9 protein-coding genes are annotated in these 12322 nt (G+C 62.9%); all 9 read left to right on the top strand.

All coding sequences use genetic code 11. From position 1 onward, the window contains the following. Window positions 1-10 precede the first annotated feature (10 nt). Window positions 11-808 carry a 4-hydroxy-tetrahydrodipicolinate reductase gene (gene dapB, locus F757_RS0121330; protein WP_027213171.1) on the top strand — a complete coding sequence of 266 codons (798 nt, stop codon included), beginning with the start codon at window positions 11-13 and terminating at the stop codon, window positions 806-808. A 117-nt stretch (window positions 809-925) separates the two neighbouring features. Next, complete coding sequence (locus F757_RS0121325) at window positions 926-1645, top strand: MotA/TolQ/ExbB proton channel family protein (protein ID WP_027213170.1); 720 nt, start codon at window positions 926-928, stop codon at window positions 1643-1645. A gap of 56 nt (window positions 1646-1701) precedes the next feature. Further along, the gene (locus F757_RS0121320) at window positions 1702-2166 is read left to right on the top strand and encodes an ExbD/TolR family protein (protein WP_027213169.1); all 465 of its coding nucleotides are present in this window, start codon (window positions 1702-1704) and stop codon (window positions 2164-2166) included. Between the two features lie 156 nt (window positions 2167-2322). Further along, window positions 2323-4914 carry a leucine--tRNA ligase gene (gene leuS / locus F757_RS0121315; protein ID WP_027213168.1) on the top strand — a complete coding sequence of 864 codons (2592 nt, stop codon included), beginning with the start codon at window positions 2323-2325 and terminating at the stop codon, window positions 4912-4914. Window positions 4915-5005: 91 nt separating this feature from the next. After that, complete coding sequence (locus F757_RS0121310) at window positions 5006-5560, top strand: LPS-assembly lipoprotein LptE (protein WP_027213167.1); 555 nt, start codon at window positions 5006-5008, stop codon at window positions 5558-5560. A gap of 37 nt (window positions 5561-5597) precedes the next feature. Then, window positions 5598-6716: a DNA polymerase III subunit delta gene (gene holA / locus F757_RS0121305; RefSeq protein WP_027213166.1), complete on the top strand. Its 1119-nt coding sequence runs from the start codon at window positions 5598-5600 to the stop codon at window positions 6714-6716. Window positions 6717-6989: 273 nt separating this feature from the next. After that, window positions 6990-8261 (top strand): glutamate-5-semialdehyde dehydrogenase, encoded by a 1272-nt coding sequence (locus tag F757_RS0121300; RefSeq protein ID WP_027213165.1) that lies wholly within the window; start codon window positions 6990-6992, stop codon window positions 8259-8261. 173 nt (window positions 8262-8434) lie between these two features. Next, window positions 8435-8851: a CopD family protein gene (locus F757_RS0121295; RefSeq protein WP_027213164.1), complete on the top strand. Its 417-nt coding sequence runs from the start codon at window positions 8435-8437 to the stop codon at window positions 8849-8851. A 433-nt stretch (window positions 8852-9284) separates the two neighbouring features. Beyond that, a partial coding sequence (locus F757_RS0121290) for a beta strand repeat-containing protein (RefSeq protein WP_027213163.1) occupies window positions 9285-12322 on the top strand: 3038 nt, incomplete at its 3' end.

Genomic DNA, 12322 nt, shown 5'->3' with positions numbered 1-12322 from the left:
CCTCGTAACCATGAAAATTGCGATTGCTGGCGCATCGGGCCGTATGGGCCGCATGCTCATCGAAACCGTTCTTAACGATTCCGACGCCACGCTGTCCGGCGCGCTGGATCGTGCGGGTTCGCCGCAACTCGGTCAGGACGCCGGCGCTTTTCTCGGCAAACAGACGGGCGTCGTGCTGACGGACGACATCGAACGGGTATTTGCCGAGTCCGACTACCTGATCGACTTCACGCGTCCCGAAGGCACGATGGCGCATCTCGAAGCGGCGCAGCGCCACAACGTGAAAATGGTGATCGGCACCACCGGTTTCGACAACGCGCAGAAAGCGCAACTGCGCGCCGCGGCAGACAAGATCGCGATCATGTTCGCGTCGAATATGAGTGTGGGCGTGAACGTCACGCTCAAGCTGCTCGAATTTGCAGCGAAGCATTTTGCGACCGGCTACGACATTGAGATCATCGAGGCGCATCACCGTCACAAGGTCGACGCGCCGTCGGGCACCGCGCTCACCATGGGCGAGGTGATCGCCAATGCGCTCGGCCGCAACCTCGACGACTGCGCGGTCTACAGCCGCGAAGGCGTGACGGGCGAACGCGATCCGTCCACCATCGGTTTTTCGGCGATTCGCGGCGGCGACATCGTGGGCGACCATACGGTGCTGTTCGCAGGCATTGGCGAGCGCGTCGAAATCACGCACAAATCGGCGAGCCGTCTGTCATACGCGCAGGGCGCGCTGCGTGCTGTGCGTTTCCTCGAAGGACGCCAGACGGGCTTCTTCGATATGCAGGACGTGCTTGGCCTGCGCTAGGCGCGCGCCAACGCACGGTTAATTGCACGTCCAAACGCAGTACGAGCACAGGCCAAAACGCAACACAAGCGCAGCACAAACGCAGGCTGAAACGGCACTTACTCAAGGCGAGGTCAGATGGCAGGCGGCAGCGGCATCATCCATTACCTGCAAACGAGCGACGCGATCACGCATGGCGTCGCCTATGTCCTGCTGGCGATGTCGATTGCGAGCTGGTGCTTTCTGATCGTCAAGAGCTGGGTGCTGGCGCGCGCGAAACGCCAGGGCGCACGCGCGGTCGCCCGCTTCTGGCAGGCGCCCACGCTTGCTGAAGGCGTTGCCGGCCTGAAGCGCGCCGACCGGGAGCGGGTTTTCGCGCCGCTCGCCGAAGCCGCGCTTCACGCCGCCGAGGTGGATATTCCGGGTGCGCTGCTCGCGCGCGTGGAGCGCAACGAGCGCGTGCTCAGAGCGTTGCGGCAGGCACTCAATGCGTCGCAGCGGCGGCTCGAATTCGGTCAGGTGCTGCTGGCTTCAGTGGGAAGCACGGCGCCTTTCGTCGGCTTGCTCGGCACCGTGTGGGGCATTTATCACGCGCTCGGCAGCATTGCGGCGAGTGGTCAGGCGCAGATCGAAAGCGTCGCCGGTCCGGTCGGCGAGGCGCTCATCATGACCGCTTTTGGTCTGGTGGTCGCGATTCCTGCCGTGCTCGCCTATAACGTGCTCGGACGCCTCGTGCGGCAGTTGTCCGAGGAACTCGACGGTTTCGCACACGACCTGCACGCGTACGTCTGCGCCCCGGCGGGCCAGCCGCAAGCGCCGCTGCGCAGCCAGCAGGCCGCCGCCCAGCAGACTCGCTGAGCGCGAAGGGCAAGGCGGAATCAGCGCGTCAACCGGCAGACGACGAAGGAGGCGAGATGGCATTCGGCGGACTCGACAAAAAGCAGACGGCCGCGCCCATGGCGGAGATCAACATGACGCCGTTGATCGACGTGATGCTGGTGCTGCTGGTGATCTTCATCATTACGGCGCCCTTGTTCACGCATGCAATCCGGCTCGATCTGCCTAAGGTCGCCGCGGCGCCGGCGCGCGAAACGCCGCAAACCATTTCGCTTTCAATCGATGCCGCGGGCAAGCTTTACTGGAATGGCAGCCTCATTACGCTCGAGCAGATGCGCGCGCGTTTCGCGCAAGCGGGCAAAGAGGCCGAATCCAGGCAAGCCGGCCAGGCCGACGAAGCGGCCACGCAGCCGGAAATTCACCTGCACGCCGAGCGCAATACGCGCTATGAGGTGATCGCGCAAGTGATGGGCGCTGCGCAGCAGGCGGGTCTGGAGCGCATTGGCTTCGTGACGGACCCGCCGCCGGCCGGCAAGCAGTAGCCGCACGGCGTTCCGAGCGCGGCGCAGCCGCCCGCGAACGGTATAATCAGCCCTTTCCCCCAAAGAAGGGGAAACGACGCCATTTCATCCAGCAAAAGCACCAAAGCAGCATAGCGGCCGGTGCGGAAGCACCGAACCCAGCGATCCCATCACACCATGCACGAAAAATACGTTCCCTCCGACGTCGAATCCGCCGCGCAAGGGCAATGGCGCGCCGTCGACGCATACAAGACGACGGAAACCACCGACAAGCCCAAGTTCTATTGCGTCTCGATGCTGCCGTACCCGTCGGGCAAGCTGCACATGGGGCACGTGCGCAACTACACGATCAACGACGTGATGTACCGCTATCTGCGGATGAACGGCTACAACGTGCTGATGCCGATGGGTTGGGACGCGTTCGGCATGCCCGCGGAAAACGCGGCGATGGCCAACAACGTGCCGCCGGCCAAGTGGACCTACGACAACATCGCTTACATGAAGAAGCAGATGCAGTCGATGGGGCTCGCGATCGACTGGTCGCGCGAAGTCGCCACCTGCAGCCCGGACTACTACAAGTGGAACCAGTGGCTCTTCCTGAAGATGCTGGAAAAGGGCATCGCGTACAAGAAAACCGGCACCGTCAACTGGGACCCCGTCGACCAGACCGTGCTCGCCAACGAGCAGGTGATCGAAGGCCGCGGCTGGCGTTCGGGCGCGCTCGTCGAAAAGCGCGAAATCCCGATGTACTACATGCGCATCACGCAGTACGCGGACGAACTGCTGAGCGATCTGGAAGGCCTCGGCTGGCCCGAGCGCGTCAAGATCATGCAGCAGAACTGGATCGGCAAGAGCTTCGGCGTGAACTTCGGCTTCCCGTATGAAATTGACGGCGAGCAGAAGCTGTTGCGCGTGTTCACCACGCGTGCCGACACGATCATGGGCGTGACGTTCTGCGCGGTTGCCGCCGAGCATCCGCTTGCCACGCGCCTTGCGAAAGACAAGCCGGAATTGCAGGCTTTCATCGACGAATGCAAGCGCGGCGGCGTGGCCGAAGCCGATGTCGCGACGATGGAAAAGAAGGGCATGGCCACCGGCTTTTTCGTCACGCACCCGCTGACGCAGGAAAAGGTCGAGGTGTGGATCGGCAACTACGTGTTGATGAGCTACGGCGAAGGCGCGGTGATGGGCGTGCCGGCTCACGACGAGCGCGACTTTGCGTTCGTGAAGAAATACGGTCTGCCGGTCAAGCAGGTGGTGGCGATCGAGGGCAAGGAGTTTTCCACCGACGCCTGGCAGGAATGGTACGGCGAGAAAACCGGCACGCTGGTCAACAGCGGCAAGTACGACGGCCTGAACTACGAACAGGCCGTGGACGCGATTGCCGCCGACCTGAAGGCGCTTGGTCTCGGAGACAAGCAGATCACGTGGCGTCTGCGTGACTGGGGCGTGTCGCGCCAGCGTTACTGGGGCACGCCGATTCCCATCATTCACTGCCCGAAGTGCGGCGACGTGCCGGTGCCGGAAAAAGACCTGCCGGTCGTGCTGCCCGAAGACCTCGTGCCGGACGGCACGGGCAACCCGCTCGCGAAGTCCGAAGCGTTCCTGAACTGCACCTGCCCGAGCTGCGGCGGCGCGGCCAAACGCGAAACCGACACGATGGACACCTTCGTGGATTCGTCATGGTACTTCTATCGCTATGCGTCGCCGGATGCGAAGACCATGGTCGACGAGCGCACCGACTACTGGGCGCCGATGGACCAGTACATCGGCGGCATCGAACACGCCATCCTGCACCTGTTGTATTCGCGCTTCTGGGCGAAGGTGATGCGCGACCTCGGCCTCGTCAAATTCGGCGAGCCGGCCAAGAACCTGCTCACCCAGGGCATGGTGCTCAACGAAACGTATTACCGCGAAGACGCGACGGGCAAGAAGACCTGGTACAACCCGGCGGACGTCACGGTGTCGTTCGACGACAAGGGCCGCCCGGTCGGCGCTGTGCTGAATGCGGACGGTCAGCCGGTCGTGCTGGGCGGCGTCGAGAAAATGTCGAAGTCGAAGAACAACGGCGTCGATCCGCAATCGCTGATCGATCAGCACGGCGCGGATACCGCGCGTCTGTTCGTCATGTTCGCCGCGCCGCCCGAGCAGCAGCTCGAATGGTCGGGCTCGGGCGTGGAAGGCGCGAGCCGCTTCCTGCGCCGCGTCTGGAGCTTCGCCCACGCAAACGAAGCTGCGTTGCGCGCGGGCGGCCAGTTCGACGCCGCGCAACTTGGCGACGCGGACAAACTGCTGCGCCGCGAAATCTACAGCGTGCTCAAGCAGGCGGACTTCGACTACCAGCGCTTGCAGTACAACACGGTGGTGTCGGCGGGCATGAAGATGCTCAACGCGCTCGACGGCGCGAAGGGCGCGCTGCCGGCGGTGCTGCGCGAAACCTACGGCGTAATGCTGCGCGTGTTGTATCCGGTGGTGCCGCACCTGACGTTCCAGTTGTGGCAGGAACTCGGTTATGCGGACGAATTCGGTTCGCTGCTCGACGCGCCGTGGCCGAAGGTCGACGAAAAAGCGCTGGAACAATCGGAGATCGAACTCGTGCTGCAGGTGAACGGCAAGGTGCGCGGCGCGCTGACAGTAGCCAAAGACGCGTCGCGTGAGTCCATCGAACAGCTCGCAGCCGCGCATGAAATGGTCGCGAAGTTCAGCGAAGGCAAGGCGCCGAAAAAGATCGTCGTGGTGCCGGGCCGCCTCGTGAACGTGGTCGTTTGACGAGACAGCACTATCTGCCGGCCGGCATGGCGCCGCTTCGCGCGGCGGCGCTTGCCGCGCGCCGGGATTCCACTGCGAACCAGGAGCCAATGTGACTCGCAGATCGCTTTTCGTAACGCTGGCTTGCAGCGTATTGATGTTGTCCGCCTGCGGCTTCCAGCTGCGCGGCCAGCAGGACTATGCCTTCAAGCGCCTCTTTATCGCGGGCGGTTCGCCGGCGGCAAGCGCACGGCTCGCGCGCATCGTGGAAGGCGGCAGCGACACGGTGGTCGTGAAGTCGGTGGCCAATGCCGACGCCACCTTGCAGATCACCGAGGCGCGCGGCACCAGCACGCTGACGCTGAATTCGCTGGGCGTGGTCGCCGAGTATCAGTTGAATCTGAACATGAACTACACGCTCGTCGGCAAGGACGGCACCATACTGATCCCCCCGAGTGTAATCGCACTGAACCGCGCGATGACCTATAGCGACCAGTATTCGCAGGCGAAGGCCGCCGAGTCGGACATTCTGTTCGCCGACATGGAAAACGACGCGATCGACCAGCTCACGCGACGGCTGTCGAGCGTGCGTTCGCTGCATCCGGCGCCGGGCGAGCAGGTGCCGGGGGTGGCGCCGCGCGCGCCGTTGCCGCCGCCGCCGCTGTGAGCGTCGCGCGTCGCTCCGACCGGGGATACACGTAGCCATGCAACTGCGACTTGACGCGCTCGAAGCGCATCTCGCCAAGGGACTCGCCGGACTGTACGTCGTGTACGGCGACGAGCACCTGCTCGCGCAGGAAGCGTGCGACCGGATTCGCGCGGCGGCGCGCGCGGCCGGCTTCACGGATCGCTCGGTGTTCACCGTCGAGCGCAGCTTCGACTGGAGTTCGCTGCTGGGCGCGAGCCAGTCGATGTCGCTGTTCGGCGACCGCCAACTGGTCGAGTTGCGCATCCCGTCGGGCAAGCCCGGCAAGGAAGGCGCGGATGCGCTGAAGTCGCTCGCGGCTTCCGTGAACGACGACGTGCTGACCATCATCACGCTGCCGCGCCTTGACGCGGCCACGCAGAAATCCGCGTGGTTCACGGCGCTCGCCGATGCGGGCGTCGCCTTGAAAATCGATCCTGTCGAACGTGCGCAATTGCCGAACTGGGTTGGCCAGCGGCTTGCAGCGCAGGGGCAACGGGTTGCCGCGGGCGAGGAAGGGCGGCGCGCACTGGCGTTCATTGCGGAGCGTGTAGAGGGCAATTTGCTCGCCGCTCATCAGGAAATTCAGAAGCTCGGGCTGCTGTACCCGGCGGGCTCGCTCAGTTTCGAGCAGGTTCACGACGCGGTGCTGAACGTTGCCCGATACGACGTGTTCAAGCTCAACGAGGCGATGCTTGCGGGCGACGTCGGCCGCCTGTCGCGCATGCTCGACGGGCTGCGTGGCGAAGGCGAGGCGGCTGTACTGGTGCTGTGGGCCGTCGTCGAGGAATTGCGTACGCTGTTGCGCATCAAGCGCGGCGTCGCAGCCGGCAAGCCGCTTGCCATGCTCGTGCGCGAAAACCGCGTATGGGGTCCCCGCGAGCGCTTGATCGGCCCCGCTTTGTCGCGTGTCACCGAGGGCTCGCTGGAAAAAGCGCTGGCGCTGGCGGCGCGGCTGGATCGGCAGGTGAAGGGTTTGTCGGGCGGGACGCCAGGCAATCATCGCAACGATCCGCCGCCTGACCCGTGGGACGGCCTGTTCGAGCTTGCAATGACGGTGGCTGCGCCGAAAACATCTGCCGTGCCGCCGCCGCGACCTCGGAGCGCGAGCACTGCCGCGGCGCGCAGGCCTGTGTGAGTTTCGCGGCTGCGCCTCGCGCGTGAATGTGACGGAGTTGCGGCTACAGCGAGCAAGGTCCAGCAAGCAACGATACTTCGCAAACCACAACGCGGCCTCCAAATGCCGCACTACCGTACCATCGCAGCACCGCAGCATCGGGTGCTGCCAGGCCGCCTAGCGCATCCGCGCCAGCAAAGGCGCCTGGCCCGACTTACAATCGATGAATCGTCCGCTAACCAGCTAACAGCCTGCCCGCCGCGCATCGGCGTGCGCGGCATCACGAGAATCACCATGGATATCGACCAGTACATGACCGACCTCGGTCGCCGCGCCCGCCAGGCATCGCGGGCTATGGCGCGTGCGTCGACGGCCGCGAAAAACGCTGCGCTGGCGGCGGTTGCGCAAGCTATCGAGCGCGACGCCGCCTTGCTCAAGGAAGCCAACGCCCGTGACCTCGCGCGGGCTCGCGACAAAGGCCACGACGCGGCGTTCATCGACCGGCTGACCCTGTCTGACAAGGCGCTCAGGACGATGGTGGAAGGTCTGCGCCAGGTCGCGGCGCTGGCCGACCCAATTGGCGAAATCAGCAATCTGAAATACCGGCCCAGCGGGATTCAGGTTGGACAGATGCGGGTGCCGCTCGGGGTGATCGGCATCATCTACGAATCGCGTCCCAATGTGACGATCGACGCCGCCGCGCTTTGCCTCAAGTCGGGCAACGCGACGATTCTGCGCGGCGGTTCGGAAGCGCTCGAATGCAATACGGCGCTGGCGAAGCTGATCAGCGAGGGGCTTCAGGCGGCGGGTCTGCCGCAGGATGCCGTGCAGGTGGTCGCCACTTCGGACCGCGCCGCAGTCGGCAAGCTGATCACGATGACGGAGTATGTCGACGTGATCGTGCCGCGCGGCGGCAAGAGCCTGATCGAGCGGCTCATGAACGAAGCGCGCGTGCCGATGATCAAGCATCTCGACGGCATCTGCCATGTCTACGTGGACGACCGCGCCGATCTGGCCAAGGCGCTCACGGTGTGCGATAACGCCAAGACGCACCGCTACGGCACCTGCAATACGATGGAAACGCTGCTGGTCGCGCGCGGCATTGCATCGGCGGTACTGCCGCCGCTCGGCAAGCTGTATCGCGAGAAGGATGTCGAACTGCGGGTTGACGCGGCGGCGCGCGCGGTACTCGCGGACGCGGGCGTGGCTCCGCTCGTCGACGCAACTGAAGAAGACTGGCGCACCGAATACCTTGCGCCCGTTCTCGCGATCAAGGTGGTCGACGATCTGGACGCAGCGATCGAACACATCAACACGTACAGCTCGCAACATACCGACGCGATCGTCACCGAAGACCACGATCGCGCGATGCGTTTCTTGCGCGAAGTGGATTCGGCAAGCGTGATGGTGAACGCGTCGACACGTTTCGCGGATGGGTTCGAGTTCGGTCTTGGCGCGGAAATCGGCATCTCGAATGACAAGCTTCATGCGCGTGGTCCGGTGGGACTGGAGGGTCTGACGTCGCTGAAATATGTCGTGCTCGGGCATGGCGAAGGCCGCCAATAAGCGGATTGTTGTGCAACGCGAGGCCGTGCAATGCGGCCTCGCACAGACGGCGTGTCACTTGCCGGTCACTACGTCTGCCTCGACGCGACCCTCGGTCGCTTGCTGTCGCAAGGCAGGCGCGGCATGATCGCCCGCGCTTTTCACAATAACTTACGCACCATACAAGGACCTCCATGCTCTGGATCAAGACGTTCCATATCGTTCTGATCGCTTCCTGGTTCGCGGGCCTCTTCTATTTGCCGCGCATCTTCGTCAATCTGGCGATGGAAACGGAGCCGGCCGCAGTCAAGCGTCTATTGCTCATGGCGCGCAAGCTGTTTCGCTTCATGTCGTTTATTGCGGTGCCCGCGCTCGTTTGCGGCCTGTGGCTTTGGCTTGTTGTAGGAATCGGTCAAGGGCAGGGGTGGATTCATGCGAAGGTCGGCGTGGTCGTGTTGCTGGTGATTTATCACGCTTACTGCGGTGTGTTGCTGCGGACTTTTGAACGCGGGCAAAACCGTCGCTCGGATAAGTGGTATCGCATGTTCAACGAACTGCCAGTGCTTGGGATGCTGGCTGCGGTTGCGCTCGTCGTGATCAAACCGTTCTGATTTCTACTCCTGATCGATGGCTGCGTCGCTGTCGCCAAGCCTAAGACCTTTCCGAAACATTGCGCGGATTTTTCGCGGCATGTTTCGGATGCACAGCGACTCTAGCCGCTGAAGTTTCAGAAAAGTCATTTCCCTTCTTAAACCGCCCGCGCTCCCGCGCAGGCGCGTCGCGGCAGTTCCCATCTTTTAGATGCAGTTTCTCTGCAGCGCGCTCTATTTCAGGCCCTCTGCACTCCGCATCGCCTCCCCGTATTTGTCTTAAACGCCAGCGCATTCGCGACGCGTTTTTAGTCCTTGTCTGATTCTGTCTGTGGGGCGCGTCTCATATTCTTGACTTCGAACATTAGCAAAGCTCGACGGCCGTAGCCACGCTTCGCTCAATGTCGAGCCGCAGTGAGCGGTTGTCGCGTTTCCTACAAATTTGTGAGTCTTCATGAACAAGAATCGATTTCGCCGGGTATTCAGCAAACGTCTCGGCATGCTGGTCGCCGTCGCAGAAAATGTGACGAGCCAGGGCAAACAGGCCGGCGAGAGTTCCGGAGTAAGCACGTCGGGCCGCGAACTCGGCGTCGTTTCCACGATGAGCGCAGTGGCACTGGCGCTGGTTGCATTCCATCCGTCGGTGAGCCGCGCGCAGTCGCTGCCGACGAACGGCCAGGTGATGGCTGGTCAGGCGAGCATCTCGCAGAACACCAACACGATGACCATCAATCAGGGTACGCAGCGTACCGTGATTGACTGGAACTCGTTCAACGTCGGCGCGGGCAATACGGTCCAGTTCAACCAGCCGAACGCGCAGGCGCAGGCGCTGAACCGCGTGACGGGCGGCATTCCGTCGAACATTCAGGGCTCGCTGCTGGCCAACGGCCAGGTGCTGATTCAGAACGCGAACGGCGTGCTGTTCAGCAAGGGCGCAGTGGTCAACGTCGGTTCGCTGCTGGCGACGACGAAATCGATCGACGCGAACCAGTTCATGGCGGGCGGCCCGCTTGACCTGAAGTCGACCGGCACGAACGCGAGCGTCGTGAACGACGGCTCGATCCAGGCACAGGGTTTCGTGACGCTGATGGGCGACCAGGCTCGTAACACGGGCACGATCACGACGGCGCCGGGCGGCCAGGTGGTGCTCGCCGCCGGCGACAGCGCGACGGTTGCGCTGCCGAACGGCCAGGGCATCCAGCTGACGCTGACGAACGCGACGGCCAATGCGCTGGTGGAGAACAGCGGCACGATCAACGCGCAGAACGGCACGGTGCTGCTGACGGCGCGCGGCAGCAATACGCTGCTGAACACGGTGGTAAACCTCTCGGGCGTGACGCGTGCGGGCACGGTGGTGGCCGATGCGGGCAACACGGGCGACGTGGCGGTGACGGGCACGATCGACGTGTCGAACGCGGCAGCAGGTGGCGTGGGCGGCACGGTGGTGCTGTCGGGCGACCGGGTGGGCGTGTTCGGCAACGCGACGATCGATGCCAGCGGTGATGCCGCGGGCGGCAAGGTCATCATCGGCGGCGACAGCCTGAAGAAGCTGAGCGGCACCTCTGCGGCTGGCATGCTGCAGGACGGCGTGACGTTCGCGAACTTCACGCAGGTGGACGCGGGCGCGAGCATCAACGCGGGTTCGGCGCATGGCGATGGCGGATTTGTCGAAACGTCGGGTCATAGCCTCGACGTGCAGGGCACGGTGAGCGCAGCGGCACCCAATGGCAAGGCCGGTGAATGGCTGATCGACCCGACGGACGTGACGATCAGCACGGGCGCGGACGCGAACTACAGCGGCAGCGTGACGGGCGGCTTCAGCGGTGGCTCGAACACGAGCGCGACGGTGAAGAACACGACGATCAGCAACGCGCTGAACGCGGGCACGGACGTGACGATCACGACGGCGAGCTCGGGCACGGCGACGGGTAATATCGTGCAGCAGGCGGGCGCGGATATTACGAAGACGGCGGGTGGTGCGGCGAATCTGACGCTCGCGGCCAATGGGAGCATCACGCTGAACGGCAATATCACGTCGACGTCGAACAAGCTTAATTTGAATTTGACCGCAGCGATGGGCACCAACAACGGTTCGGTGACTCAATCCGGTGGCAAGACGATCGATCTGAATGGCGGCAACCTGACAATCTCCGGTAACACCGCTGCCATCACGGGCACCGCCGTCAGCCTGAGCGGCAATGTGCTCAACGTCGGCGGCGGCGCTATCACAGGTGCAGCCAATGCTTCGACTGCTGTGTACTTCGGCGGCAACTTCACCGAGACTGGCAACGGCACCCTTGCCATTAGCGGTGCCGCCATAAACGGCGGCGGTGTGACGTTCGATAATGGAAATTTCACGGTTTCCCAGAACTCGACAGTCAACGTTACGGGCACGTCCGTCAATGGCCCAGGTATTCAGACTGGCTGGAACAATTCGACGATCACCGTCAAGGACAGCGCAAAGCTGAATTTCAATGGTACGTCCACCAACGGTTCGGGCACGCTGCTCATGAGCGGGCAGGGTACCTATGCCCATGGCGGCAGCACCAATGTTCAGGATAGTGCTGTCTTCAATATCTCGGGTAGCTCGACCGCCGGCGTGGGTGTCCAACTGGGTCAGCCAAACACTCGCGATTTTGCAGATATTTACACGTCTGGCAATGGCACGCTGAATATTTTGGGGAACAGTCAGAGCGGGATGGGCGTTTATGGCATAGCAAACTACACCGGCATTGACAATTCGACGCTTAACATTACCGGGGCTTCGAATACCGGGTTCGGCGTCTCCTTTGGGCTGTTAAGTGTTAGCCTGGATCAAGACGGTCGCACCACATATGACAGCGGGTATGTGGCGTCGACCTGGAATGTGTCCGGTCATGCCGTGATGAACGTGAACGGTACCTCCAACACGTCGACTGGCGTGGCCGACCGCAGCAGCTATCAGATCACGGACGAGGGTGCCGTAAACATCGTTGGTGAAGGGGGCACCGCCGGATATTTCGCCGGTAGAGACTTTGGCGGTTCTTATAACAACTCTGCCAATGTGTCCGGCAATGGCACGCTGAATATCACAGGTACCGGTAATACCGCTGCCGGTGTCTATATGCAGTCCGTGAATGTCTCGGATAACGGCACGGTGAACATTAACGGCAGCTCGCAACAGGCCGCCGGTGTCGACCATGCCAACACAACCGTGATTAGTGCAACGGGCGATTCGACCGTCAACATTTCCGGCCAGTCCGCCAATGGCACTGGTGTCTATGTCGCCAATGGCACGATCGACGGGAATGCAGGCATCAATATCAATGGCACGTCCTCCTCGGGCGACGGCGTCATTGCCGAAAGCAATAACTCGCTCAATGTTTCGGGCAACGGCACAGCCAACATCTCGGGGAACTCGACGAACGGCAACGGCGCGGTTATCGACGGGACCGTGAACGTGACCGACAACGGCACGGTGAACATTTCCGGTGGCTCGACCAACGGTACGGG

It is taken from the genome of Burkholderia sp. WSM2232 (assembly GCF_000472545.1).
Classification (GTDB): domain Bacteria; phylum Pseudomonadota; class Gammaproteobacteria; order Burkholderiales; family Burkholderiaceae; genus Paraburkholderia.
This window is presented reverse-complemented; position numbering and strand designations above follow the sequence as displayed.

Coding starts and splice junctions, on each gene's coding strand:
- dapB (WP_027213171.1), top strand. CDS start 11: ATGAAAATTGCGATTGCTGGCGCATCGGGCCGTATGGGCCGCATGCTC.
- F757_RS0121325 (WP_027213170.1), top strand. CDS start 926: ATGGCAGGCGGCAGCGGCATCATCCATTACCTGCAAACGAGCGACGCG.
- F757_RS0121320 (WP_027213169.1), top strand. CDS start 1,702: ATGGCATTCGGCGGACTCGACAAAAAGCAGACGGCCGCGCCCATGGCG.
- leuS (WP_027213168.1), top strand. CDS start 2,323: ATGCACGAAAAATACGTTCCCTCCGACGTCGAATCCGCCGCGCAAGGG.
- holA (WP_027213166.1), top strand. CDS start 5,598: ATGCAACTGCGACTTGACGCGCTCGAAGCGCATCTCGCCAAGGGACTC.
- F757_RS0121300 (WP_027213165.1), top strand. CDS start 6,990: ATGGATATCGACCAGTACATGACCGACCTCGGTCGCCGCGCCCGCCAG.
- F757_RS0121295 (WP_027213164.1), top strand. CDS start 8,435: ATGCTCTGGATCAAGACGTTCCATATCGTTCTGATCGCTTCCTGGTTC.